Source organism: Acinetobacter sp. RG5, from assembly GCF_031844265.1.
Classification (GTDB): Bacteria; Pseudomonadota; Gammaproteobacteria; order Pseudomonadales; family Moraxellaceae; genus Acinetobacter.
The window spans coordinates 132130-158989 of the sequence record NZ_JAUZUV010000001.1 but is presented as its reverse complement, the minus strand read 5'-3'; the positions used below and the strand labels follow the sequence as shown (position 1 = coordinate 158989).

Annotated in this window: 25 protein-coding genes; 18 read left to right on the top strand and 7 right to left on the bottom strand. The window is 42.9% G+C overall.

Going from position 1 to position 26860, the window contains the following annotated elements; translation table 11 throughout:
• Nucleotides 1-7: 7 nt before the first annotated feature.
• The 9 genes from hemL to Q9R21_RS00715 all read left to right on the top strand — a co-directional run bounded on the left by hemL (nt 8) and on the right by Q9R21_RS00715 (nt 9042).
• Entirely contained in the window at nt 8-1309 is a 1302-nt protein-coding gene (gene hemL, locus Q9R21_RS00755; RefSeq protein ID WP_004280005.1) for a glutamate-1-semialdehyde 2,1-aminomutase, read from the top strand.
• A 143-nt stretch (nt 1310-1452) separates the two neighbouring features.
• On the top strand, nt 1453-1869 hold the full coding sequence (locus tag Q9R21_RS00750; protein ID WP_253147401.1) for a heme-binding protein: 417 nt from the start codon (nt 1453-1455) through the stop codon (nt 1867-1869).
• A 290-nt stretch (nt 1870-2159) separates the two neighbouring features.
• Nucleotides 2160-2525 (top strand): hypothetical protein, encoded by a 366-nt coding sequence (locus tag Q9R21_RS00745; protein WP_311203511.1) that lies wholly within the window; start codon nt 2160-2162, stop codon nt 2523-2525.
• A gap of 209 nt (nt 2526-2734) precedes the next feature.
• Nucleotides 2735-2989, top strand: a complete 255-nt coding sequence (locus tag Q9R21_RS00740; RefSeq protein ID WP_311203510.1) for a hypothetical protein — start codon at nt 2735-2737, stop codon at nt 2987-2989.
• Between the two features lie 238 nt (nt 2990-3227).
• On the top strand, nt 3228-3935 hold the full coding sequence (locus tag Q9R21_RS00735; RefSeq protein ID WP_278356789.1) for a phosphopantetheine-binding protein: 708 nt from the start codon (nt 3228-3230) through the stop codon (nt 3933-3935).
• 133 nt (nt 3936-4068) lie between these two features.
• The gene (locus Q9R21_RS00730; RefSeq protein WP_311203509.1) at nt 4069-4713 is read left to right on the top strand and encodes an RluA family pseudouridine synthase; all 645 of its coding nucleotides are present in this window, start codon (nt 4069-4071) and stop codon (nt 4711-4713) included.
• A gap of 143 nt (nt 4714-4856) precedes the next feature.
• Nucleotides 4857-7694, top strand: a complete 2838-nt coding sequence (rapA, locus tag Q9R21_RS00725) for an RNA polymerase-associated protein RapA (protein WP_311203508.1) — start codon at nt 4857-4859, stop codon at nt 7692-7694.
• A 144-nt stretch (nt 7695-7838) separates the two neighbouring features.
• Nucleotides 7839-8105, top strand: coding sequence for a PAAR domain-containing protein (locus tag Q9R21_RS00720; RefSeq protein WP_311203507.1), 267 nt, complete (start codon nt 7839-7841; stop codon nt 8103-8105).
• 136 nt (nt 8106-8241) lie between these two features.
• On the top strand, nt 8242-9042 hold the full coding sequence (locus tag Q9R21_RS00715; protein WP_311203506.1) for an alpha/beta hydrolase: 801 nt from the start codon (nt 8242-8244) through the stop codon (nt 9040-9042).
• Nucleotides 9043-9104: 62 nt separating this feature from the next.
• Here the strand turns inward: Q9R21_RS00715 and fabR are convergent, their stop codons facing one another.
• Complete coding sequence (gene fabR / locus Q9R21_RS00710; RefSeq protein WP_004646648.1) at nt 9105-9785, bottom strand: HTH-type transcriptional repressor FabR; 681 nt, start codon at nt 9783-9785, stop codon at nt 9105-9107.
• 152 nt (nt 9786-9937) lie between these two features.
• On the opposite strand from fabR, the gene Q9R21_RS00705 reads away from it, so the two are divergent.
• Nucleotides 9938-11002: an iron-sulfur cluster-binding domain-containing protein gene (locus tag Q9R21_RS00705; RefSeq protein ID WP_311203505.1), complete on the top strand. Its 1065-nt coding sequence runs from the start codon at nt 9938-9940 to the stop codon at nt 11000-11002.
• A 14-nt stretch (nt 11003-11016) separates the two neighbouring features.
• The gene (locus tag Q9R21_RS00700) at nt 11017-12111 is read left to right on the top strand and encodes an acyl-CoA desaturase (protein ID WP_004279989.1); all 1095 of its coding nucleotides are present in this window, start codon (nt 11017-11019) and stop codon (nt 12109-12111) included.
• 193 nt (nt 12112-12304) lie between these two features.
• Here the strand turns inward: Q9R21_RS00700 and Q9R21_RS00695 are convergent, their stop codons facing one another.
• Nucleotides 12305-12958, bottom strand: coding sequence for an HAD-IB family phosphatase (locus Q9R21_RS00695; RefSeq protein WP_311203504.1), 654 nt, complete (start codon nt 12956-12958; stop codon nt 12305-12307).
• Entirely contained in the window at nt 12925-14133 is a 1209-nt protein-coding gene (locus Q9R21_RS00690) for a DUF1615 family protein (RefSeq protein WP_004646653.1), read from the bottom strand. Before Q9R21_RS00690 ends, Q9R21_RS00695 begins: the two co-directional genes overlap by 34 nt.
• Before the next feature lie 80 nt (nt 14134-14213).
• On the opposite strand from Q9R21_RS00690, the gene dusB reads away from it, so the two are divergent.
• Both dusB and Q9R21_RS00680 read left to right on the top strand, forming a co-directional pair.
• Entirely contained in the window at nt 14214-15239 is a 1026-nt protein-coding gene (dusB, locus tag Q9R21_RS00685) for a tRNA dihydrouridine synthase DusB (protein WP_311203503.1), read from the top strand.
• Nucleotides 15240-15510: 271 nt separating this feature from the next.
• Nucleotides 15511-16188 (top strand): hypothetical protein, encoded by a 678-nt coding sequence (locus tag Q9R21_RS00680; protein ID WP_004729893.1) that lies wholly within the window; start codon nt 15511-15513, stop codon nt 16186-16188.
• Between the two features lie 55 nt (nt 16189-16243).
• On the opposite strand, the gene Q9R21_RS00675 is transcribed toward Q9R21_RS00680, so the two are convergent.
• Complete coding sequence (locus Q9R21_RS00675; protein WP_311203502.1) at nt 16244-17287, bottom strand: nitronate monooxygenase; 1044 nt, start codon at nt 17285-17287, stop codon at nt 16244-16246.
• Nucleotides 17288-17494: 207 nt separating this feature from the next.
• On the opposite strand from Q9R21_RS00675, the gene Q9R21_RS00670 reads away from it, so the two are divergent.
• The 3 genes from Q9R21_RS00670 (at nt 17495) to Q9R21_RS00660 (ending at nt 20106) form a co-directional block, all read left to right on the top strand.
• The gene (locus Q9R21_RS00670) at nt 17495-18754 is read left to right on the top strand and encodes a putative DNA modification/repair radical SAM protein (protein ID WP_311203501.1); all 1260 of its coding nucleotides are present in this window, start codon (nt 17495-17497) and stop codon (nt 18752-18754) included.
• Complete coding sequence (locus Q9R21_RS00665) at nt 18754-19533, top strand: TIGR03915 family putative DNA repair protein (protein WP_004279976.1); 780 nt, start codon at nt 18754-18756, stop codon at nt 19531-19533. Before Q9R21_RS00670 ends, Q9R21_RS00665 begins: the two co-directional genes overlap by 1 nt.
• A 63-nt stretch (nt 19534-19596) precedes the next feature.
• On the top strand, nt 19597-20106 hold the full coding sequence (locus Q9R21_RS00660; RefSeq protein ID WP_004646660.1) for a hypothetical protein: 510 nt from the start codon (nt 19597-19599) through the stop codon (nt 20104-20106).
• A 53-nt stretch (nt 20107-20159) separates the two neighbouring features.
• Here the strand turns inward: Q9R21_RS00660 and Q9R21_RS00655 are convergent, their stop codons facing one another.
• From Q9R21_RS00655 to metK, 3 genes are all read right to left on the bottom strand, one after another.
• The gene (locus Q9R21_RS00655) at nt 20160-21371 is read right to left on the bottom strand and encodes a YeeE/YedE family protein (RefSeq protein ID WP_311203500.1); all 1212 of its coding nucleotides are present in this window, start codon (nt 21369-21371) and stop codon (nt 20160-20162) included.
• Between the two features lie 266 nt (nt 21372-21637).
• Nucleotides 21638-21982 carry a hypothetical protein gene (locus Q9R21_RS00650; RefSeq protein WP_004646662.1) on the bottom strand — a complete coding sequence of 115 codons (345 nt, stop codon included), beginning with the start codon at nt 21980-21982 and terminating at the stop codon, nt 21638-21640.
• Between the two features lie 331 nt (nt 21983-22313).
• Nucleotides 22314-23480 (bottom strand): methionine adenosyltransferase, encoded by a 1167-nt coding sequence (gene metK, locus Q9R21_RS00645; RefSeq protein ID WP_004646663.1) that lies wholly within the window; start codon nt 23478-23480, stop codon nt 22314-22316.
• Nucleotides 23481-23955: 475 nt separating this feature from the next.
• Between metK and Q9R21_RS00640 the strand changes: the two genes are divergently transcribed.
• Together Q9R21_RS00640 and tkt are read left to right on the top strand one after the other, a co-directional pair.
• A complete protein-coding gene (locus Q9R21_RS00640) occupies nt 23956-24339 on the top strand; it encodes a pilin (RefSeq protein WP_253144731.1) in 384 nt (127 codons plus the stop codon).
• Between the two features lie 446 nt (nt 24340-24785).
• Nucleotides 24786-26774, top strand: coding sequence for a transketolase (tkt, locus tag Q9R21_RS00635; protein WP_311203499.1), 1989 nt, complete (start codon nt 24786-24788; stop codon nt 26772-26774).
• Nucleotides 26775-26860 lie beyond the last annotated feature (86 nt).

The window sequence follows — 26860 nt, the reverse complement described above, 5'->3', positions numbered from 1 at the left end:
TGCCTTCATGAGCTTATCTCCAAAGCAAGAACAATTGTTCAAACAAGCCAATAAACATATCCCGGGTGGCGTCAATTCACCTGTACGCGCATTTAATAGTGTCGGTGGGACGCCGGTCTTTATCGAAAAAGCCCAAGGTGCGTATCTGTATGATGTCGATGGCAAACGTTATGTGGACTATGTAGGTTCATGGGGGCCGATGATTTTGGGTCATGCGCATCCAGCGATTATTAAAGCGGTTCAGGATGCCGCAGTAGACGGTTTGAGCTTTGGTGCGCCCACAGTTCATGAAACCACACTGGCAGACATTATCTGCGAGATCATGCCATCGATTGAGCTGGTTCGTATGACCAACTCGGGTACAGAAGCGACCATGACCGCGATTCGTTTAGCGCGTGGTTATACTGGCCGTGACAAGATTGTAAAATTTGAAGGCTGTTATCACGGTCATTCGGATTCATTATTGGTAAAAGCCGGTTCAGGTTTATTGACCAGTGGTGAAGGGGAAGCGACGTCTGCAGGCGTGCCAGCGGATTTTGCAAAACATACGCTGACACTTCCATATAACGACATCGCGACTTTAAAAGAATGCTTTGCCAAATTTGGTTCGGAAATTGCCGGCGTGATTGTTGAGCCAGTCGCAGGCAACATGAACTTGGTGAAACCAATTGACGGTTTCCTGCAAGCGATTCGTGATGTCTGTGATGAACATGGTTCAGTGTTTATCATTGATGAAGTAATGACCGGTTTCCGTGTCGGTTTGGGTGGTGCGCAAGCACATTATGGCGTTACTCCGGATTTAACCACTTTAGGTAAAATCATTGGTGCAGGTCTGCCAGTGGGCGCTTTTGGTGGTAAGCGTGAAGTGATGGAATGTATTGCACCATTGGGTAAGGTATACCAAGCAGGTACATTGTCGGGTAATCCACTGGCAATGCGTGCCGGTATCGAGATGTTCAAGCATTTACGTACCGAAGGTTTTTATGAAAAATTAACCGCACAACTCGAAAAATTGCTCGCCGGTTTACAAACTGCTGCTGATGAAGCAGGCATTCCATTCAAGACCCAACAAGTGGGCGGTATGTTTGGTCTTTACTTTACCGATCAGGAAGATATTACTAGCTTCGACTCTATGCTGAAATGCGATGTCGATGCGTTCCGTAAATTCTTCCATGGCATGTTAAATCGTGGCGTAAACCTTGCACCATCTGCTTTTGAAGCAGGATTTATTTCTGCTGCGCATAGTGATGAAGATATTGCTTACACGATTCAAGCGGCTAAAGAAACTTTTGCTGAGATGAAAGCGTAATACCTCTCCCAAACCCTCTCCTTAAAGGAGAGGGCTTTCATCTATCGAATAGAAATGAAAATTTAAAGACTTCCTCCAGTATTCTTGCGCTATATATGGCTCAGGCTTAGGGGGAATTACATTTAAAATTAGAGATCATTTTCATGCAAACCAAACATTATTTGACTTTAAGCGATGCGGAATTTTTATTAGATCAAGCCCATCAATATGCCATTCAGAACAGTTTTAATGTCAGTATTGCAGTCGTAGATGAAACGGGTAATTTGCTTGCGATGAAACGTATGGATGGTGCAGCACCGATGACTGCAAATCTGGCCATCGAAAAAGCCAGATGTTCTGCAATGGGTCGCCATCCATCCAAGCTGTTTGAGGATATTATCAAAGGCGGACAGATGGGTTTTCTGACCATGGAAAGTTTCTCAGGAATGCTGGAAGGTGGTGAACCGATTATGTATCAAGGGCAGTTGGTAGGTGCAATGGGCGTGTCAGGTGTAAAGTCGTTTGAAGATGCGGAGATTGCACAGGTAGCGATTGAGAAGTTTTTGGCGCAGCAAAGCTAATCTAAAATAGAAATTGATCAGCTCAATTTAATAAAATCATCCAAAGATGTTCCAAAATGAAGCGTGGAATGTGAAATGTCAGCTAAAAAGCCCAATCGCTAATGATTGGGCTTTTTACACCAATATAAGAGTTTGTTTTAAAATGAAATTTACAGAGGATTTCATATAACATGTATTATATTAATTTTAGGAAAACTTAATTTTCAAATGCGACAGAAGCAGTCATCGCTCGTAGACACTCGCTCAATTCTTATCTATAACTATAAAAAAATGATTTTGAAGGAATTTTTATGAACGTAGCTTTAGTAAATTTACAAATGGTATGTGTTCATGTTGTGAACAGCTACTCTAAATCTGAGACAGGTTTCGGCTCTTACAAAATTCCAGATATTAGGTGCTCAAAACCCTTAATTTATAATGTTAAAAAAAACGATCAATTGGTTTTTTTACAGAGAATGTTAGATTTAAAAATTGATAATAAAGAGATCAATTTATCGCTTCCTAATGAGATCGGACTATCATTGAATATATTTACTAAAGCTAGAGATGAAGCTGAAAATCTACTAGAAAAACTTAAAAAAGATATGGAAAAGAATAAAGATTTTTATAGTGAAAATGTCTCGTTATTTTATGACTATATTGAACAATACAAATAGCATCTGTTTTTTCTTATAAAGCAGTTGAAGCATTTTGCAACGCCACAATCCCTAATGACTTCGTTTATAAAAAAACAAACTCAAAAGGTATTCAAGAAGTCTATGAAATTTCTCAAATTGAAAAATGGATACCAACTTCAGAAAAACTCACTGAAATTATTCCAAATATTTTGAACTGTGAATCACCTAAGCAAATCAAGTATTGGTCAATGTTTAAAGAATTAGAAACCCTTAGAAATGAAATTATTCATTCAAAAAAGAAAAATAGCATTGAAAATACAAAAAAAATGTTATCAAATAACGTATTAGATATTCTTAATTCAAGCATTTATATTCTTAACCACTTTATTCAAAACGATATATCGAATGAGGTTTTTCCATTAGGTTTTTTAGATAAGAAGTGGCGAATTTATGAAATTGATGACCCGAAGAAAATTTTTGAGTGGACTCATTGGGCAGAGTGATTTTTAGTGCCTCAGATACTCCTCTTTTGCTTATTTTAGTTTTAGCATTTAGTCCTTATTTGGCTAAATCACCCTATTTTTAGGATAGTCGCGTTAATCAACTCTAGGCATATTTAATATAATGGCGATTATACGAAATTAGAACAATAATCATCTGTGAAATCAAAGTGTTTTTCAAATAATGCTAAACTAAAATAGCATGAATCATCATGCTATTTTGTATTTATAAGAGCCTCCCATGCTGTACTCTATGCCCAAAAAAATCCAACTTGCTCCATCCCAAGCTAAATGGCAGCTGTCCTCAACACAATCTGTTTTGGTTTTAGTTGGATTGCAAAACTTGCGTATGCAACAGGGCATACAAGAGAGTGGACTCATGGTGAATTTGATTCAACTAACCAATAAAGCCAAAGCGCTGGATATTCCGATTGTTGATTTGTACGGTGATGATTTGATGCAAGGCATGCAGCAATTGGGAGAATATGCCTCAACGCATCCGCAGCTGATTTTTGCCGGGCAGGTTACACCGATGCTGAAACAGATTTTGCCGCATCTGATGAGTGTGACGGATCAAATCGGTGTGGTCGATGATGCGATTTTATTGGCAAATCAAGATCAGCATATTCAGTGGATTGAAAATATTTCGGCACAGGGGATACATCACTTAAATACCTATAGCCTGACTCGCTTATGGGATTTAAGTGCGCCGTCAGAATATGTATTGTCAACCAAAGGCATTATGTTGGCTGTCGCGGAACAGCTGGATATAGATGCCTTAGAAATTGATCCCTATGTCGATTTAAAAAATTATGGTCTGGATTCGGTAGCGATGGTGAGTCTGGTCGGTATATGGCGTGCGCATGGTGCCAATATCCGTTATGAAGATGTGCTAAAACATCCGTCTTTGCATGAATTGGCAGGCTTCATTTTACAATCCTCAGGTTGATGCGCTGCGATTGAGCAATTTTATGCGCTAAATCGGAAATTTCATCGTCATTTACATAAATGCGCATTGTAATTATTGGCTAAGCTTTCTATCATTGCCGCCTTGTTTTTCACGATCAGCCTGGGATTGAACTTTGAGTAATTTTCTAACCGAACATCTGATACATCGTGATGACGATTTCATGGTCATCCACAAACCTGCAGGTTTACTCACAGTTCCCGGTAAAACAGAAGACTTACAAGATTGCCTGATCAACCGTCTGGTCAAATTAGAACCCAAAACTTTACTGATTCATCGACTGGATCGCGATACATCCGGTATTTTGGCCTTTGGTCTGAGCAAATGGGGACAAAAAACCATTTCCCGCCAGTTTCAGGAACGCCAGACTGATAAAACCTATCAGGCTGTGGTTGCAGGTACACTCGAAGGTGAAGGCACTATTGAAGTGCCAGTGGTGTATGATCCAAGCCGTCCGCCTTTACATATCGCAGATCCCACACATCATAAGCCGGCCATCACGCATTGGCAGGCGATTGAACATTTTAATATTCAGGGACAGCCTGTGACCCGGGTGAAACTGATCCCAATTACCGGCCGTTCACATCAGCTACGGGTGCATATGCAATATCTCGGACATCCGATTATTGGCGATACCTTATATGCGACACCCGAACAGCAACAGCTCAGCTCGCGTTTATGTTTACACGCGGAACGTTTGAGTTTTTATCATCCTCAAACAGAGCAGTTGGTCGAATTTTATTGTCCGGCGCCGTTCTAGGAAATACTTCTTTAATCGGCGTGAATTATGCTCACTTTTTAGTGGGCTTTATGTCAAAATACATTGCTTGAAGGTGTGAAATTTTGCTCCAATGACGTTTCGTGATTGAGCCTAATATTCATAATCTTGTACTTAAGATAAAGGTGGAAAAATTGCAGCAATTTGCTATTGGTCAACGTTGGTTATCAGATACTGAAACAGAACTCGGTTTAGGCGTTCTTATTGATGTTGATGAGCGGTCGGTCAGCATTTTATTCCCGAAAAGCGATGAAACCCGCGTCTATGCACGCAGCAATGCACCCTTATCTCGTATCGTATTTAATGTGAAAGATGAATTACAGGATCAGGAAGGGACCAAGTGGATTGTAGAATCCGTTGAAGACCGCAATGGCGTGGTACGTTATCACGTCGTTCGTACCTTGGAAGATGGAACTGAAGAACGTAAATCGCTGAATGAAACCCGTATTGGTGCAACCATCCAATTGTCTAAGCCTTTAGACCGTTTATTGGCCAGTCAGGTTGATTATAAAGAATGGTATGACCTGCGTATTGAAGCGTTGCTGATGCAGGCCAATATGCAAAGCAGTCCACTGCGTGGTCTGGTGGGTTCACGTGTCGGCCTGATTCCGCATCAGCTGTATATTGCACATGAAGTCGGTCAGCGTTTTGCACCGCGTGTATTACTGGCCGATGAAGTGGGTCTGGGTAAAACCATCGAAGCGGGTCTGATCATCCATCAACAACTCAAAACCGGCCGTTCTGAACGCATCCTGATTTTAGTACCGGATTCACTGCAATATCAGTGGATGATCGAGATGCGTCGTCGTTTTAATCTTGAGTTTTCGCTGTTTGACTTGACCCGTACTGCATCGATCAAAGAACATGATCCTGAACAAAACCCGTTCTTGACCGAACAAAAAATTATTGCCTCTGTCGATTTGATGGTCGACCATGAAGATTTGCGTGAACAGGCACTAGAAGCCGGTTTCGACTTGCTGGTGGTCGATGAAGCACATCATTTGATGTGGAGTGAAGAAGATGGCGGTAATGACCGTTATGATCTGGTCGAAGAACTGGCTGAACATACGCCGGGCGTGTTGTTATTGACGGCGACACCTGAACAGCTCGGTGTGGAAAGTCACTTTGCACGCCTACGTTTGCTTGATCCGCAACGTTTTAACTCGCTGGATCGTTTCCTCGATGAAGAAGCGCAATATCAGCATACGGCTAAAATTGCAGAAGTGCTGATGTCAGATCTGCCGCTAGAAGCTGAGCATTTCACTGCGATTGAAGCCTTGTTAGGACATCCAATTGAGGATCTTCCTGAACAGCGTTTCCGTGCGATTCACGAACTTTTAGACCGTCATGGTACAGGCCGTATTCTGTTCCGCAATACGCGTGAAGCAATTCAGGGCTTCCCGGGACGTGACTGTCAGCCCGCACCATTACCGGCACCAGAACACTGGTCTAAAGACGGTAAATTACGTGAGCAAATGTGGCCTGAAGAAGCCCAGCTAGATGGCTCGTGGATGGAAGCCGATCCACGCGTGATGTGGCTGATGGAGCGTTTGCGTACCGATTTAAAACACAAGAAAGTCTTACTGATTGCGCGTAGCGGGCCAGTGGTTGAAGCGCTGGAAAATGTACTGCGTTTGCATGCCGGTATTCGTACCGCAATGTTCCATGAAGGCATGAGCTTATTAGAACGTGACCAGGCTGCAGCATATTTTGCTGAAGATTCGTATGGCGCGCAAATTCTGCTTTGTTCGGAAATCGGTTCAGAAGGACGTAACTTCCAGTTTGCCTCTGACCTGATTCTGTTTGACCTACCTGCGAACCCGGACGTGTTGGAACAGCGTATTGGTCGTCTGGATCGTATCGGTCAGGAAAACCGCATTCAGATTCACGTGCCTTATCTGGTAGGAACTGCGCAAGAACGTATGTTCCGCTGGTATAACGAAGCTTTGAATATTTTCAGCAATATTTCTCCAACTGCACAGACCTTGCAAGAAAACTTTATTGTTCGCTTGAAAGACTGTCTATTGGCGGATAAAGGACAAGAGTTTGAAGACCTGCTAGAAGAAGTCAGCGTGCAACGTGAAGCGCTGGAAGCTGAATTGCAGGAAGGTCGTGACCGTCTGCTGGAATACAACTCTTGCCGTCCGGTGGTAGCACAGGAAATTGTCAACGCGCTTGAAGATTATGACGACAATACCACTTTGCCGATTTTCATGAAGCGCTTTATGGCGTCCACGAATATCGACTTTGATGAGCAAAGTAACGGTACAGTGATCATCAAGCCAACCGATCAAATGCAGGTTCAAGGTTTGACGCTGGATGAAGAGGGAATTACCGCTACTTTCTATCGTGATCAGGCACAAATTCGTGAAGATGCGCAATACCTGACACTTGAACATCCATTCACTGAAAGCGTGATGGAGATGATCAATACGCAAGGCTTTGGTAGCACCAACGTTGCGGTACTAAAATCTGCAGCATTGCCACAAGGTTCGGTATTGTTAGAAGTCTGGTTCAAGGTCGATGTGGTAGCACCGAAAGCATTGAACTTGCCGTCTAGTTTGCCGCAACAGTTGATTCGTGTCTTGCTGAGTGAAAAAGGTCAGGATTTATCACAGAAGATCGCACCAGAAATCCTGAAACCGTACCTGCATCATTTAGATGGCAATAGCTGTCGTCAGGTGGTGAAAGCACGTCGTGATGTGATCGAAGCACGTTATCAACAGGCGCTTGAACTGGCACGCAGTGAATTGCCGGGCTTCAAGCAGCAAGCCAAAGAAGTGTATGGCAATAAATGGCAATATGAAATTGATCGCCTGACCTATTTGAAGCAGTTCAACCCAAGTATCCGTGAAGATGAAATTGCGCGTTTACAGAAGTTGCAGAAAGAAGGTCTAAGCCTGCTGGATGGTCTATCGGTAACACCGGAAGCCATTCAGGTGATGGTCGTCGTCAAGCCTTAAGCTTTAAATCATTAAAAAATGCAGCTTTCGGGCTGCTTTTTTTATGGGAAAAATCCGGGTTTATTATTTTCTTGTCGGAGAATGCTGGTCTGTCATTTTTCTCCTGTTTAAAATCAGTCTACTGAATAATAAGAATGACAAAGCATGTCAAAAGCACTGATTACCCTTGGCACAAAGACCAGTCATGGCGGCATGGTGACTGAATGTGAACTCTCTTTTTTGATCAATGGTATTGCCGTGCATTTAAATGGGATGAAGCATTATTGTCCCAAATGTCAGACTCTGGTCACCGCAATTTCCAGCAATTTGTCTATTACTGTCAAAGGACGGGCAGTGGTCATCGCGGGGGATAAGGCCAGTTGCGGCGCGACTTTTCTACCGATGCAACATTTGACTGTATCGCAGAAATAGACTTTAAATTCTGAAGAAGTGCAGAGAAATGACTTTGAGGTCATGTTTTGAGCATTTTTGCACTGCCGAATCAAGGAATAGATCAGTAAGCTCATTCGATGATTTCAGGATGAATACGCGCTGCGTTTAAAAAATAATGAAACAAGCCCTACATTTTACTCATGCTAATGGTATCCCTGCGGCAACTTATCAAAAGTTTTTGCATTGTTTTCAGCAAGACTATGAAGTCAAAGCGATTCCCTTTATCGGCATGAATCCGCAATATCCAATTACGCGAGACTGGCGTTATCTGGTCGATGAAGTCATTGCAGATATTGAGCAGCAATTCCCTCATCAACAGGTGATTGGTTTAGGGCATTCCTTCGGCGGTCTGGTGACCCTGATGGCGGCGTATCGCCGTCCCGAACTGTTTTCTAAACTGGTCATTATGGATCCACCGTTTGTGATTGGAAAAAACAGCGCCATGTTCGAACTGATGAAAAAGCTGAATCTAAAAAGTGTCGATCGTTATACACCCGCAGGAATTACGCTAAAACGCAAAGATCATTGGTCATCGAAACAGGTCGCGATTGAAGCTTTGCGATCTAACCGTCTATTTAAAAATTTCGATGAGCAATGTTTTGCTGATTATATCGAGAGCGGCATTCAGCCAGAACCTGAACGTGGTGGGGTGACGTTAACTATTCCAAAACAGATAGAAGCGGAAATCTTCCGGACTGTGCCAGCCTGGTGGTGGAGAACGCCACGCCGACCGCCTGAAGTGCCGATGCATCTGATGACTGCAGAGCAAAGCCAGTTTTATCAGCAGGGGTTGCCACAAGGGATGCACAAGATTTATCGGATTAATTATTCTGTGGTCGAGGGCGGGCATATGTTCCCGCTTGAGTATCCGGAAGCCACTGCAAAGGCAGTCAAAGCTCAACTCGCACTTTTGTAATCATCATAAAAAAGAGACGCTGATTACGTCTCTTTTTATACTAGTTCATGCAAATCGGAAAATTAACGTAGCTGAGAATCTTCCAGATGACGTGCACCTTCCAGAATCATCCGGATCATGATCATGGTCTGTTCGGCAATTTCTTTGCGGTCTTCGGCAGGCATATCAATCACATTGGCGCCCATGTTGAAGACCAGTTGGGTAATGGCTTTGGCGGCAATATCCGGATGAAATAACTTCTTATTGTTTAGGCGTTCCAGACGAATCAAATCTTCCTGAAGTTCCTGCTGAAAATAATTTAACTGGCGTTCTACCGCCTGTTTATAAGACTTGGAGCCAGTATAGCCTTCACGTAATAACAGGCTCAGATTGCCTTCATCGGCATCCAGCTGGGCAATAAAAACTTCCACAGAACTGCGGATGATGCTGTTCTGGCGAGAAGCTTGCAGACGTGCTTCATGCAAAATCTGACGCAATACAATTCCGGCACGATCAATCAGCTCAATGGCCAGTTCATCAATATCTTTAAAATGACGATAGAAGCTGTTCGGTGCAATACCAGCTTCACGCGCGACTTCACGTAGACTTAAAGAGGAAATACTTTTTTGTGGCCCAATCAGATTCAACGCAGCCTGAAACAGTTCTTCCTTGGTAATGGTGGCCTTGCGACCGACACTCCGTACGATAATCGGCTCATCAATGCTTTTCGATTGTAATAAAGATGCGTCACTGCTTATTTTCATTGAAGGCTCGTTCATCGATAGGTTCATGCATGAATCATTTTATTATAACCGAGCCAGTCAAGCTTGTGAAATGATTAGAAACAATACGGTTGTATATACAAATATATATACATGTGTATAATAATTAAAAACCCAAGGTGATGTCGCAAACGATGCATGTACTCCAAAAACTTAAAACGCCGTTGAATGCACTGTCTGACAGTGTAATCGATCAGCATGCGATTAATTTCTGGATTCAGAAACTCAATCCTGTATGGTCGTTGAATCAGCCATTAGGCAAGATCGTGCACAAAGAAAATGCAGCACAGGATATGCTGAGTCTGAAAATTCAGGTGAATCGCTTATTTAAGTTTGGTGAAGCAGGGCAGCATCATCCGGTCTATGTGGTAGTGAATGGCATTCGTTATGAACGTAGCTATAGCTTGACCCGTGTCGATTCTCAGCATGTATTGCTAAGCGTGAAAAAAGTCAATGCCGGTAAAGTCAGCACCTGGTTTGCAGAGCAGGCACAAGTGGGTGATGTGATCGAATTTGGTCAGCCTTATGGTGATATGACCTTGCCTGCGCAGAGAAGTCCATTGATCTTGCTTGCGGCAGGAAGTGGTATTACTCCAATGCTCAGTATGCTGGAAAGCATGAGCAAAAAAGGTGAACTATCTGCACCGATCACGCTCTGGTACTGGGTTAAAAAAGATCAGGATGCCGCATTTAAAGCACGGTTTGAAGAACTTGCTCAAAAACATGCAAATTTCTCATTTCATGTGTATGCCACTCAAGAACAGCCAGCTGCTGCACGTCTTGATGAAACCTATCTGACCGATCTGCAAAATCTGGAAAATAGCATCGTATATTGCTGTGGCCCTTCAGGTTTTGTATCTAAAGCAGAACAGCTTTTTGCTCAGGCAAAACAGTTTAAAGGTGAAGCATTTAGCATGAGCTTGGCGGATCAATCGGATACCGGCTTTATTAATGTCACCCTGACCCAGTCGAAAAAAATTGTCAGCATTCCAAAAGGCCAATCCATTCTAGTGAGCCTGGAACAGCAAAATATTAAACCGACCCATGGTTGCCGTATGGGCATTTGTAATAAATGTGCCTGCAATAAAGTAGAAGGTTCGACCAAGAATTTGGTCAACGGTGCACAAAATACCGAACCCGGCAACCTGCTCAAAATTTGTATTAACTCAGCGCAGACTGACCTTGTCATCGACTTATAAGCGAGTTTTATCCTATGAATATGCCAGTAAAATTACAGTATTTTAAAAATCCTAAAAACCGTGAATTAACCCAGTTTGAACTTGATGAACTTGCACGTGAGCTCGATGCGATTAAGCAAGAAGTGCTAGATGATCTGGGTGAAAAAGACGCCAAATATATCCGTCGTGTCTATTCAACCATTCGCTATTCATCGATTGCCGGTCGTGCTTTGCTGTTTGCAGGCTGGTTCCCGCCAGCGTGGTTGTTGGGGACAGGCCTGTTGGGCTTTGCCAAAATCATGGAAAATATGGAACTGGGTCATAACGTCATGCACGGTCAATATGACTGGATGAATGATCCTAAATTGAATGGTCAGACCTATGAATGGGATATCGTAGGGACTTCAGACAACTGGCGTCAAACACATAACTTTAAGCATCATACCTATACCAATATCAAGGGTATGGATGATGATATCGGTTATGGTTTATTACGCCTCTTCCCGGAACAGCGCTGGAAACCGGGTTATTTATTACAACCGATTTATGCGGTGCCATTCTGTTTGCTGTTCCAGTGGGGCGTGGCCATTCAGAACCTTGAATTGGGTAAATATTTCAAAGGTCGCAAAAGCAAAGAGCAGACCAAAGAAGAATGGCGCCCAATGCAGAACAAAATCGGTAAACAATTGTTTAAAGATTATGTGTTCTTTCCATTGATTGCAGGTCCTGCTGCTTTGCCAGTTTTGACGGGTAATATGGTGGCCAATGGTCTGCGTAATATCTGGACGTTCAGTATTATTTTCTGTGGCCACTTTACCAAAGATGTAGAGGTGTTCCCGAAATCGGTACTGCAAAATGAGAGCCGTGGTCACTGGTATATGCGCCAGATTCGTGGTTCATCTAACCTGACCGGTTCTGAAGCATTCCATATCTTGACGGGTCATTTAAGTCACCAGATTGAACATCATCTGTATCCTGATGTGCCTGCCCGTCGTTACCGCCAAATGGCGCCAAAAGTTCAGGCGGTGTGTGAAAAATATGGTTTGAACTACAACAATGCCAGTCTGGTAAAACAGTATGGCAGCGTAATCAAACGTATTGTGAAATATGCATTTCCGTTTAAGAAATAATATTTCTTAAAGCTAAAAACCACCTTATTTGAGGTGGTTTTTTTATGGATGAAGCTTATATTTAAACAAAAAAGTCTGGATGATTCAGTCATCAGATCTGCCTTAAAAGTATCATTGAGCGACAACTCATCTGTCATTTAAGTGCTTGTTAAAGATTATTATGGCGTATCAATAAAGCGGAAATTTTAAAGCCCTAATATGTCATTGAATCGGATGGTAGATTAATTTTTGGCAATTGCTGATCTTGTCCTTCCAGATAGCGTTGATGTGCCAAACTCAGCATTTCCTGATCTTCTTCGCTATTCCCATAAGCATAAATTTCAGCATAATTATCCAGATTATATTTTTCTAGAATTCTAATTTTCTTTTGTGTGTTACTACAGTCAGGAGTTTGATAAAACCCTGTCAATTTCCCAGCTTTGATTTCAACTTCGCTACAGATTAAATCGATATTTAAATAACTGCACACCGGTTTAAGATACAAATCCAATGAGGCTGATACCAGCACGACTTCATGTCCTAATTGTTGATGCTGTTTAAGTTGTTCTAATAATTTCGGATTCAACTTGAATATTAGTTGTTGTGCATAATCCTGAGCTAATTGCAGAATTTCCTCTGCATCACTGTTTTTAAACATGCTGGCATACAATTTGGGTCGCATGCGGTGTGCCGGATAGAAATTTAAATAATAGGCCTGTATCCATGGCAAAATTTGCATGCCGCGTTTCACAATATGCCGTTTTCTTAAGGCATGGAAAATGAACCCGGTAAAGCTATCATGTAGATACAGGGTTCCATCAAAATCAAATAAGGCTAGAGTTTTAGATTTTTGATTTTGCGCATGCATGTTTGATATCGACCATCGACGCGGGTAGCAAACCAGTTAGTATTATAATCACGACTTAATTTTGGTCCGGAAATGACCACTTCAGGCATAATGGCATAGATAGGATCTTTACCCGTTTTTTCCTGATAAAGCTTGCTGACACCACGATAAGTCATCGTATCTTCAAAGTCTTTATCTTTTTCTTTCTTTAAATCAGCTCGGATTTGACGTTCAGTGATAATAAAATTATTTTTGGCAAAAACACTGATTAACTCACGCTCAGATTGACTCTTCTGCGAACGGATCGCGCCATCTTTAGTATAGAGCAATAAGTCGCCATCCAGATCAAGTTCGGCTTCAGTTAAATCATTTAACATGCTCTGAAAAGCGGCATTTCGACTGGAATACATGCCCGAGTTATAGTCCGCAAAACGATAAATTGGCTTGTCATAATCCGCCGGATACATCATCAGGCGATGAATCCCATAATACAGACCGCCATATTGACTGTAGAGATCGGTACGTAACTCTGCGATATTGCCGCCTTGGCGTTTATGTTCTTTCGCATAGCTGATATGTACCTGCATTGAACCCAAGGTGGTAATTGGATTCATTTTCTCGCCAATATTCTGGCCGACCAGTTTGGCAGCACCAGTCAGGGCGCTAACATGATAATGCTTTGACATATAGTCAAATATTTCACGATATAATTCGTCGAGTTCACGTTCGGTTTTGACCCGGCGCATCTGGCTTAAGTAGTTGTCTTCAGGACTCGGATGGTTCTTGAGAACTTCCTGGAAATATCCTGCAACTGTGCCACCAATTGCTTGACCAAGCTTATCTTTGAATTTTTCATCAAGGCGACCTTGGACTTCCTTAACCGCCTTTTCACCCAAACCCGGAACAGTAGGATCTGCAACAAAGTTAGATTCCTGATCAACCACTGCCACAATCGTACAAACATTTTCCTTGGTCTGAGGAATGCCGAGCTGTTCGGTAATGTCATAAATATCTTGTGCCCAAGACTCACGTTGGTTGACACGGTTTGGAATAGCTTTGCGAATATGTTCAACTTCAAGTGTCGGTTCATCATCTTTTGACCACCATGAACCATTGCCACAACCGGCAAGACCCAGAGAAAGTACAAGTACAGACAATGACTTAAAAGAAAAACAAGAAGCGAAAGTTTTATTCATGGTGTCGTAAATTAATTGAAAAGATGAGCGAATAAGGCAGATGCAGTATACTATGCCCATCAAAAAAGTGATGAATTTATATGTATATTGGTCCATATCAACTGTCAAACAATTTGATTGTCGCTCCCATGGCAGGTGTGACCGATCGTCCGTTTAGAACCTTGTGCAAATACTTTGGTGCAGGCCATGCGGTCAGTGAAATGATGACATCTGACAAAACTTTGCGCATGAGTAAAAAGAGCTTATATCGTGCCAATTTTGATGGAGAGCTGGCACCGATTTCAGCGCAGATTGCTGGTTCAGATCCCCATGATCTGGCTGAAGCGGCACGTTATCAGGTGGCCAATGGTGCGCAAATTGTTGATATTAATATGGGCTGCCCAGCCAAAAAGGTCTGTAACCGACTCGCCGGTTCTGCTTTATTGCAGGATGAAGATCTAGTTGCGCGTATTCTGGATGCAGTTGTGGCTGCAGTTGATGTGCCAGTGACCTTAAAAACCCGTCTGGGTTATTTGAACGGTCAGGAAAATATTATGCGTGTCGCTAAACGTGCTGAACAAGCCGGAATTGCAGCGCTAGCTTTACATGGCCGTACCCGTGAAGATATGTACCTGAATACCGCGCGTTATTCTTTAATCAAAGACGTAAAGGAAATGTTGAAGATTCCTGTGATTGCCAACGGTGATATCGACAGTCCGGAAAAAGCCAAATACGTGCTGGATTATACCGGTGCAGACGCAATTATGATTGGTCGTGCAGCACAAGGTCGCCCCTGGATTTTTCGTGAAATTGCCCATTATTTAAAAACTGGTCAACATCTTGACGCACCAAGTATTACAGAAGTTAAAGATGTACTGCTGGGACATTTGACAGAATTATACGAATTTTACGGCGAGTATTCCGGCTGCCGAATTTCCCGTAAACATATTGCCTGGTACACCAAAGGACTGCGTTCCAGTAATGAGTTTCGTCAAAGCATGTATCAGGTAGAAAATACCGCTGACCAGTATCATGTGGTAGAAGATTATTTTAATGCACTGCTAGAACATGGTTTAACCATGACTGATGTACAGGTCGAGCAGGTGAATTTACTGGAAACCAAGTAATGACGGGCAAAATTCAGCGAATCATGTAATATTTTTTGCATGAAATCCCTACCTTTTTTATCTTGAGCAGGCTGATTTTTGCATTTTGTTTACACTTCAGCCTGTCTAATACATAGCAGCACAGTTTGTTCACTTAAACTGGACAGGACTTGGACATTGCTTACTCAAGCTTCCTCTATGATGAACCTATCCAGATATAAAGATGAACCTATCCAGATATAAACCAGATGTGATCCATCTTGTTTATCGTCATCATTGAGGGAGATCTGTAATGACAAATACCAATCGTCCAGTCACAGAGTTTAGCCATAAAACGTCAACGGAATTGCCACAAGAACGCAGTGAAGGCCTGAATATCAATCCGACTGATACTAATGCACGTCCAGATTTGAATACACCCGTGAAAGATAATCCTCGTGTTCCAGACATGAATGAAGGTGAAGATAATCTGGCTGCGACCAGTGCCGGTACTTTGGGTGGAGCTGCGGTAGGCGCAGTTGCAGGTCTGGTCGGTGGCCCTCCAGGTGCAGTGGTGGGTGGTATTATCGGTGGTGTTGTTGGCGGTATTGCAGGTAATGACATTGCGACACCTGATCATGAGAAACAGGCAGATAATTACCAGCACCCAGAGAACTTTCCTGAGGCAGATAACTATCGACATCCAGATCATTTGAGAGCAGAAGATAATTACTGGAGAGATGAGTATCATAATCGCCCGTATTTCAATGAAACGCGTAGCACATATGGCGATCTAGATTATGATCGTGATTATCGCGGTGCTTACCGGGTCGGTTATGAAAATCGTCCGATGTATGAGCATGATACGGATTTTGACCGTGCCGAACCTGAACTGCGTACCAAGTGGGAACAGTTAAAAGGTGAGTCCCGCCTCAACTGGGAAGAAGCGAAATTTGCAGTTAAAGATGCCTGGCATCGTGTCACACGCTAATTCTAGATAAATTAAAAACCTCTCCATGTGGAGAGGTTTTTTTATGATTCAAGTATTAAAGATGCTTCATTTCCAGTATGAGCTGATTGATCAGATCAGACGCTTCCATTTCACGAATCTGTGCTACGTTCGAACCTGCCCAGAATGCGCCATACCCTTGATCCCCATGTTTGGCAGCAGCAGCATGTAATTGCTTGGCCAGATCATAAGTATATGGATAAGCGGGAACATCCAGCCGATCGGGTGTATCCACCTCAATATGCCAGTGGTTAATAATGCCACGTGCAGGACGACCGGAAATACTGGCACTCACCTGAGTGAGTGGCTTGGAAAATAAGGCTTTACGATAGGCATCATTGGCATTAGAAGATTTACACTGCACAAATGCAGTCCCAAGTTGCACGGCATCTGCACCGAAATCCATCATTTGACGCGCTTGCTCACCCGTCATAATCCCGCCTGCCGCTACAATCGGCAAGGAAGAATGCTGTTTGATCAGCTTCACCAGATTGGAGGTTTTGACTGAAGCATCAAACTTGGTGCTAAAAATCCCGCGATGGCCACCAGCCTCAATACCCTGCGCAATAATGATATCAATTCCGGCTGCTTCAATAGCTTTAGCTTCGGCAAAATTGGTGGCAGACACCATGGTCAGAATCCCGGCCTGTTTTAAGGCTTGAATCTGATGCGGATGCGGAATCCCAAAATGAAAGCTGACCGCCCGTGGTTTGGTTTCCAATACCAGATTCAGGAAGTCATCATTGTCTTTAAAACTCGGATAAATACACTCCAAATGATCCGGTGCCTGAGTGCCATATTCGGCAAATTTATCTTTAAACTGGGCAATCCATGCCTGCGCTACAGCCTCATCTACAGGTACACTCTCATGACAGAAAAAATTAACCTGAAAAGGGCAATCTGTCAGTTCCTGGGTCTTTAAAATCTGTTCTCGTGCAGCCTCGATACTGCTGGCCCCCAGACCCAGTGAACCCAAGCCGCCCTGATTGGACACTTCGGCAGCAAGCTCGGGCGTAGAGACACCTGCCATCGGTGCCAAGAAAATAGGATGTTTAATTCCGAGATTTTCTAATAAAGACATAGATTTGCTCCTTGTTATGCTTTTACTTTGCCTTTGAGCACAAAATTAAGCAAATCATATTGGTTATTTTATTTTGAAATACTGCAGCATGGGTTACGTATTATTTACATTTCTTGCGACACGCTACGTCGCCAAGAAGATATAACTCTTATTAGCCTAGAATTGAACACTTTATAATAGCTTTTTGGTCACATATTCTCTGAGCTCATGTCTGATCGTATCCGTGAAAAACTGCAAATTTTAGCCGATGCTGCCAAGTATGATGTGTCGTGCTCATCCAGCGGTAGCAACCGTAAAAATAAAGACAAGGGCGTGGGCAATACCGGGAATGGCATCTGCCATAGTTATACCGAAGATGGCCGCTGTGTGTCCTTATTGAAAATTCTGTTCTCTAATGTCTGTATTTTTGACTGTTCCTATTGTGTTTCGCGCCGTTCCAATGATGTCCAGCGTGCTGCATTTACTGTGCAGGAAGTCGTCGATCTGACCATGAATTTTTATCGGCGTAATTATATTGAAGGGCTGTTTCTCAGTTCGGGGATTTTTAAATCAGCCGATCACACCATGGAGCGGATGCTGCAGGTGGTCAAAAAACTTAGGCTCGAAGAAAACTTTAATGGCTATATCCATCTGAAAACTATTCCGGGTGCATCACAGGAGATCATTACCGAAGCTGGACTGTATGTCGATCGTATGAGTATTAATCTGGAAATGCCGACGGAGGCGGGACTGCAAAAATTTGCGCCTGAGAAAACCCATGCCGAAGTACAAAAAGACTTGGGCATTGTGCGTGACCGGTTGATCCAGCTCAAAGATGAACGCAAGCTGATTAAGTCCGTTCCAAAATTTGTACCTGCCGGACAAACTACACAAATGGTGGTGGGCGCGCATAGTGAAACCGATCAGGACATTATTTTAATGGCTGACCGGCATTACAAGGAATTTAAGCTGAAGCGGGTGTATTTCTCTGGCTATATCCCGATTAATCCCGAAGATAAAGCCTTACCTGCTATCGGCTCAGCACCGCCATTATTAAGAGAAAACCGTCTGTATCAATCTGACTGGCTGATGCGTTTTTATGGCTTTGCTGCTGATGAAATTGTCGATGATCAGCATCCGAATCTGGAGCTGGAGATTGATCCTAAACTCAGTTGGGCCTTGCGTCATTCTGAAGCCTTTCCAGTCGATATTAACCGTGCCGACTATAAAATGATTTTACGGGTACCCGGCATAGGCGTGCGTTCTGCCCAGAAAATTGTACAGGCCCGCCGTTTTGGACAGATTCATATTGACCAGCTAAAACGCATGGGCGTGGCTTATAACCGGGCGCAGCATTTTATCCGCTGTGCAGATACACCGAAATTTAAGAAAGATCAGCAGTCCCATCAGATTCGCCAGCAAATTTTGATGTCAGGACAATCCAAATATCAGCAGCAACTTTCACCTCAATTAGGATTGGGTTTCTAGTGGCAAGTTACTGTTTTGATGGCAGCATGACTGGTCTGCTCAGTTGTGTATTTCGTGCTTTCGAGTTTAAAGAATTTAACGTGATAGTGACGGCCAATCCTCAAGCACAAACAGGTTTATTTGATGAATTTATCCATGTGGCCTCTAATGATCAGCATGGGCAGCGGGTGTGGCAGGGATTAAAGCAGAAAGTATCTTCCAGCAGTTTGCGTGCTTTTTACTATACGTTTTTGTCAGAGCAGGAAGCAGCGTTCCAGACTCTTTTTGATTTTGCAGTCTATGTCTTTCAAAACCAGCGTCCAGTCGATAAAGATTATGGTCATACTGCGGTGATCGGCATGTCGCAATGGGCCAAGCAAGTGGGGCGGGAAAAGCATCGTATGGAGGCTTTTGTACGCTTTAAAAAAGCCAAAGATGGTTTGTTTCTGAGTCTGGTCAGACCGGATTTTAATGTCTTGCCGATTATTTCCCGACATTTTCAGGAGCGTTATCAGGATCAAAGCTGGCTGATTTATGACGAGCAGCGTAATTACGGTATTTATTATGATTTAAGGCAGATGCATCAGGTCGAGATGAACGCTGAAATAATCGATCCACAAATCCGGATTGGTCATAGTCAATCATTTAGTATTGAACTGGATGATCAAGAGCTGCTATATGATCAGCTCTGGAAAGACTATTTTAACAGTGTGAATATTCAGGCGCGCAAGAACATGAAATTGCATATTCAATATGTGCCAAAGCGCTACTGGCGTTATATGAATGAGAAATTACTTTAAACAGTACATCAAGCTGCTTTCAGGCATAATAAGCATTGGTATATTTAAATTGAGTGTATAAACATGAAGGTATGGCTAACGTCATTAGCGCTGCTCACTGGATTAACTGCATGTTCGGAACAACCACAAAAACCGGTCGTAGATCCAGCCAAATATCAGGTTCAGACCGCACAGGAACTGCAGCAACGTTTTGATGCACTCAATGTCCAGTTAGCCCAAGACTTTCAGAAATTTAAGAAAGTCGAAAGCATTGCTTTCGCACACCAGTTTCCTTTAGATGTCAATAATCTGCAAAGCTTGAACCAGCATCTCGTTAGCAGTACCGCATTAAAACCTAGTAAAATCGCCTATTGCGATATGATGAATAGTTATTTTGCCGATATGTTCCGTTTGGGACATTACAATCTGGAACTGGTCGATGACATTAAATTGCCCAATGCCAAGAATGAAAATTTAAAAGCTAATTTCTCTGATGCTGATCATTTTTATACCTTTATTCTGGATCGTTATACGACTTATCGTCAGGTTCAGCAGACCATGGGTTATGGCTGTAATTTAAAAGCTGCGCTGTAAATCCTAAAGCCAGAAAAAAGCCCATCACAGATGGGCTTTTTTGATTTTAAGCATTAGCAACCGGTCAGTTTTTCAGGCTGCGGTTTTTCATTCGGGAAGAAAATCGGACGAAGTTTTACCCCGATCCCATTACCAATAAAAGCGAAGACCAGCCATAACCAGCCATGCAGACTACCCGACGCAATTCCACTGAAATATGCACCGATATTACAACCGTAGGCCAGGCGTGCGCCATAGCCCAGCATTATGCCACCTATAACAGCAGCAATCAGTGAACGTTTTGGAATATTGAAATTCGGCGCAAATTTACCTGCCAAACTTGCTGCCAACAAAGCACCCAGCATGATACCGAAGTTCATCATTGAGGTAATATCAAACCATAATGATTCTGCCAGTGCTTTGGCATTGCCTGCTTTTTGCCAATAATCCCAAGAAGCTACATCAACACCCACAAGCGTAGCACCTTTGGCACCCCAAACTGCCAGCGCAGAGGTTACGCCCCAAGGACGACCTGCGAGTGCCAGCGTAGCAAAGTTGAGCAAGGTCAGAATAATACCGCCCCAAATCAAAGGCCATGGACCACGAACAAAGCGCTTCCAGCCCTGATATTCACTGCGTGGCTCAATTTCCAGGCTGCCATGACGTTTCTTTTCGAAATAAACTGTTGCTGCAGCAATGATGGCAAAAACGATAAAGCTCAACAGTAATCCAGGGAGAACGCCTAAACTTTCTACCAGTGAAATCGGTTCAAGATGTGGCAGGGCAAACCACCAGTCAAGGTGCGAGGTCGCAATCACAGACCCGATACAGAAGAACAAGAGCGTCACCAGCATACGTGCGCTACCGCCACCTACAGTATACAACGTACCTGATGCACAGCCGCCACCAAGTTGCATGCCGATACCGAAAATAAAGGCACCAATCATGACTGACATGGAAACAGGATTAACGTTACCTTTAACTGGGTTGCCGAATAATTCACCTGCACCTAAAGCCGGGAAAAACAGCAGGACCGCCAGAGCGAGCATAATCATTTGTGCACGTAAACCATGGCCGCGACGTTCCTTGATAAAGACACGCCAGCTCGAAGTAAAACCAAATGAAGCATGGTACAGGGTCATGCCCAGTGCACCACCAATCAAGAATAATAGAGCCTGATTTAAGCCTACGATTTGATAGGCACCGATTGTACCTATGATAAGCAAGATAAAAGCTGCCCAGACCGAAATATTCGACCGTTGGGAAGCAGCAACAATGACTGACATGGGAGATTAAATTATTAAAAATAAAGGCTGGTATTCTACTGAATTTCAGTTTAAATGCAGCCCGTTTTGCCGAGTGAATCACAATTAAGTCATTCTAATACTTGATAAGTTTTATCAGTTTATCTGATTTTGTCGACTCATTTAGATAAAAAATGATCCCATCAAGAATTAATGCAATTTCAATTTAGATCATTCGCTATTTAAAATCATCCCTAATAAAAAAGCCTGCAATCGCAGGCTTTTAAACATCAAACTGAATGCTAAAATCAGTTTTCAGCTTTTTCCCGAACGTCTCCCGCACCTTCTTCAACTGCCGCAGCAGTTGCTGCAGTTGCTTTACGTGCTGCTTCCGCAGTGGCATCTGCTGCTCTAGACGTTGCAGCAGCTGCTTCGTCCGCTGCCTGAGCAGTATTTTCTGCGGCATTATCCATTGCTCGTTCGGTTTCTACCGCAGCCTCACGGCTGGCATCTTCCATATCATGGCCGGCTTGATTGGCTGCATTTTCTAAATGCTCACCTGTGGTTGCGCCGGTTTCAGGCGCTTCTTCTTTACTACAGCCGACTAAGGCAACAGTGGTCGCCAAACCTAAAGCAATCAGTAATTTATTCATCGAGTAATATCCTTTTGTTGTTGTAGAGCTGCAATCTAATTTAGCAGCCATTTATTTAGATTTATGCTAGCAAATAGATCAACATTTGTTGATTAACTGTAACTTTTTTCGATACTTATACTGTAATGGCACAGCCGGAAGTTGTTTTAAGTTTCATGGAAGAGTGATATTCACAGAGAGGGGAGTTTCAAAAGTATCATTCAAAAGTCAGGTTATAGTATGAAGCTTGGTATTTAGATATTTGTTATCATGAGCCAGAAAAAATTTTAAGAATGAAAAAATAAAAGACATCAAAAAAGCCCGCATGATGCAGGCTTTTTTAAAGAAAAACTTATAGACCAGCAGAGGCTTTAAGCGCTTCCACTTTGTCAGTTTTTTCCCAGGTAAATGCAGTATCAGAACCTTCACGACCGAAGTGACCATAAGCAGCAGTTTGCTTATACATCGGCTGGATCAGGTCAAGCATACGGGTAATGCCATATGGACGTAAGTCGAAATGTTCACGAACCAGTGCAATAATCAATTCTTCAGAGACTTTTGCAGTATTGAAGGTATTGATTGAAATTGAAGTTGGCTCAGCAACACCAATTGCATAAGACACCTGAATTTCACACTTGTCAGCCAGGCCAGCAGCAACGATATTTTTCGCCACATAACGACCTGCGTACGCAGCAGAACGGTCAACTTTAGAGGGATCTTTACCAGAGAAAGCACCACCGCCGTGACGTGCCATACCGCCGTAGGTATCTACGATAATTTTACGGCCAGTTAAACCACAGTCACCTACAGGACCACCGATCACAAACATACCCGTTGGGTTGATGTGGAATTTGGTGTCTGCATGGAACATGTCAGCAGGAATGATTTTTTTCACGATTTCTTCAATCACAGCTTCTTTCAGGTTCGCTTGAGTGATTTCAGGATCATGTTGAGTCGAAAGAACGACAGCATCTAAACGAACTGGTACGCCATTTTCATAAGCAAAAGTTACCTGACTTTTTGCATCTGGGCGTAACCATGGCAAGGTGCCATTACGGCGTAATTCAGCCTGCTTTTCCATTAAGCGATGCGCATATGAAATCGGTGCAGGCATTAATACATCAGTTTCGCGGCTTGCATAACCGAACATTAAACCTTGGTCGCCGGCACCCTGATCTTCAGGTTTCTGGCGGTCTACACCCTGAGCAATTTCAGGTGACTGTTTACCAATCATGTTGATCACGGCACAGGTTGAACCATCAAAACCAAGATCAGAATGGTGATAACCAATTCCGTTTACGGTATGACGTACAATTGCCTCAAAATCAACATTTGCTGTCGTTGTGATTTCACCGGCAAGTACAACCGCACCTGTTTTTACAAGCGTTTCACAAGCAACCCGTGCATATGGGTCTTCTTTTAAGATTGCATCCAAAATAGCGTCACTGATTTGGTCAGCCATTTTATCTGGATGGCCTTCGCTTACAGATTCCGAAGTAAATACAGCGTACTCGCGCATAGTCCTATCACAGTTAATTTTAAAGACCCGATATGTTACATCGAGTTGCGCTCTAGGACTAGCTTAACACGATAAAATTGGTCGAAATTGTTTCAAATTATTGTGTTTTTAATTGATTAATAGAATTAAAAAAATTGATATATCTATTTAGACAGCATTATTGATTGAGGAATATGAAGCAACAATATTTTAATCCATCAGACTGTCATAAAATTAAATGCTTAGATTTCCGATTAAATCTTAAAAAATAGATGATAGAAAAAATACAAAGCTCAAAATTTAAAATTTACTTAAGCAAGTGATCATTACACCAATAAAGCAGATTCAGACTGTGCGCCTTGCGACCAACTGTCTTGTCGATGTTCAAGCGTGTCTTCATATTAGCGCTAAGTCTTCCACATTAGCTGTTTAGGAATGGCGATATCTTTTGCTATGGACTTCTTGTTGGAGCAAGACTGTACGGAGATCAGAAATCATGTATCAAAAGGCATTTACCCTGATTGAAGTGCTGATCGTGCTCATCATCATCGCGATTTTAGTGACGATGGCTTTTATGAGTCATCAAGCTTATGTCGTGCGGAATCAATTAGCAGAAGTGTTTGAGCAGGCTGGAGCATATCGAACCCAGTTCATTGCTTCGGATCAACACTGTGATGCTGGTCGCGAGATTGGTGGTCCTAGCCAATATATCGAAAAAGTGATTATTAATGCCGCGTGCCGGATAGAGTTCAAGATAGGAGAGCAGGGTGTAGATACTGCGATTCGCGGGAAATCAGTCGCTTTTGATGTTCATAGTGGTAAATGTTATTCCACTGATATTCAGCAGCGTTATTTGCCTAAAGACTGTCAGGTTCAATAAGTCTGCCGAAGTATAAAATTAGCCTAAGCAAATTAGATTTTCACCTGTATATCAAACAATCCTGCCAATATTTTATAAAATTTAGTATAAATTACATTATGAATAGATCAGTGAATTGTATAGATTTTCTTTAAAAATAATGATGTGAGACATATAAAATAGAAATAAAATCAGCATAAATTCAATCCTGTTTATCAGCTTGAAATCCAGATACAGAAATTAAAGTCGCTTTTGAAATGCAGGATAATTCAATCTGTAAACCAGTAGAGCGAATCAAAGCCGAAGAAGAAATGTGGAATAATTGTACGATAAGGCAAGAGACACTCAATAAACTGATAAATATTGTTGGTTAGTCTTTACCCCTCGCTGTTTTTTTAAGACAATAGACAGCAGTTTTGAAAGTCTTTTCATCATTTCCTATTTCTGAATATTTTGGACTCTGATTTATGACAACCCCGCTTAATGAACGTCGTATTGCAAACGCAATTCGTGTATTGGCAATGGATGCTGTGCAAAAAGCAAACTCAGGACATCCAGGTGCTCCAATGGGGATGGCAGATATCGCTGATGTGGTTTGGCGTGAATTCATGAACCATAACCCGACCAACCCGAATTGGGCAAACCGTGACCGTTTTGTATTATCAAATGGCCATGGCTCTATGCTTCAATATGCGCTTCTTCATTTAACGGGCTACGATCTTTCGATTGAAGATCTTAAAGCATTCCGTCAACTTCATTCTAAAACACCTGGTCACCCGGAGTTGGGCTATGCACCAGGGATTGAAACGACGACTGGTCCTTTAGGTCAAGGCATCGCGAATGCTGTCGGTTTTGCACTGGCTGAAAAAACTCTAGCTGCGCAATTCAACAAAGACGACATCCAAGTTGTAGATCACTTCACTTACTGCTTCCTTGGCGATGGCTGTTTGATGGAAGGTGTTTCTCACGAAGCATGTTCTTTGGCAGGAACATTGGGTCTGGGCAAACTGATTGCTTACTATGACGACAATGGCATCTCGATTGATGGCGAAGTGGAAGGCTGGTTCTCTGACGATACAGAACAACGCTTCCTGGCATACGGCTGGCAAGTGATTAAAGTTGATGGTCACGATGCAGATGCAATCCGTCAGGCAACTGTTGAGGCGAAAGCTGAAACTGCTAAACCAACCATCATTATCTGTAAAACCGTGATTGGTTTGGGTTCACCAAACAAGCAAGGTAAAGAAGACAGTCATGGTGCACCACTCGGTCATGACGAAATCGTGTTGACTCGTGAAGCACTAGGCTGGACTGACGAAGCATTTGTGATTCCTGAAGATGTGTATGCAGCTTGGGATGCGAAAGCTAAAGGTGCTGAATCAGAAGCAGCTTGGAACGAAACATTTGCTGCTTATGCTGCAAAATATCCAACTGAAGCAGCTGAGCTTAAACGTCGTTTATCTGGTGAATTACCGGCTGACTTCGTTGCAAAAGCGGATGCCTATATTGCAGAAGTGAATGCCAAAGCTGAAACGATTGCGACGCGTAAAGCCAGCCAAAATACGTTGCAAGCACTTGTGCCTTCTTTGCCTGAAGTGCTTGGCGGTTCTGCTGACCTTGCAGGCTCTAACCTGACTTTATGGAAAGGTGCGCAAGGCGTACAGGACAATCCGGCAGGTAACTACGTACACTATGGCGTACGTGAGTTTGGTATGACTGCAATTGCCAATGGTGTAGCACTACACGGTGGTTTCATTCCGTATGTAGCAACATTCCTGATGTTTATGGAATATGCACGTAATGCAGTGCGTATGTCTGCTCTGATGAAACAGCGCGTAATTCATGTTTATACGCATGACTCAATCGGTCTGGGTGAAGATGGTCCAACACACCAACCGGTTGAACAAATCGCATCTTTACGTGGTACACCGAACCTGAATACATGGCGCCCATGTGACACTGTTGAAGCAGCGATTTCCTGGAAATCAGCTTTAATGCGTTCAGAAGGCCCAACGGCATTAATCTTCTCTCGTCAAAACTTGCCATTCCAGACCCGTACTCAAGCACAAATCGAGAACGTTGCGAAAGGTGGTTATGTACTGGCTGAAGAAAAAGGCGAATTGAAAGCGATCATTATTGCAACGGGTTCAGAAGTATCTTTGGCAATGGAAGCGTATGCACAACTTGAAGGTGTACGTGTAGTCTCTATGCCATGCGCTGAAGAATTCATGAAGCAAGATGCAGCTTATCGTGAAGCGGTTCTTCCATCAAACATCCGCGCACGTGTTGCTGTTGAAGCTGCGCATGTAGATTACTGGTGGAAATTTGTGGGTCTTGATGGTCGCGTCATCGGTATGACCACTTATGGTGAATCTGCACCTGCAAAAGATCTGTTCCAGTTCTTCGGGATTACCACTGAAGCAGTGGTAGCAGCTGTAAAAGAGATTACTGCATAATCAACTGATTAGGCGGTTTATTAAAAGGCGCTCCAGTTTTGGGGCGTCTTTTATTTTTTCGCTTTTTAGCGTTGTTTTCATGTGGC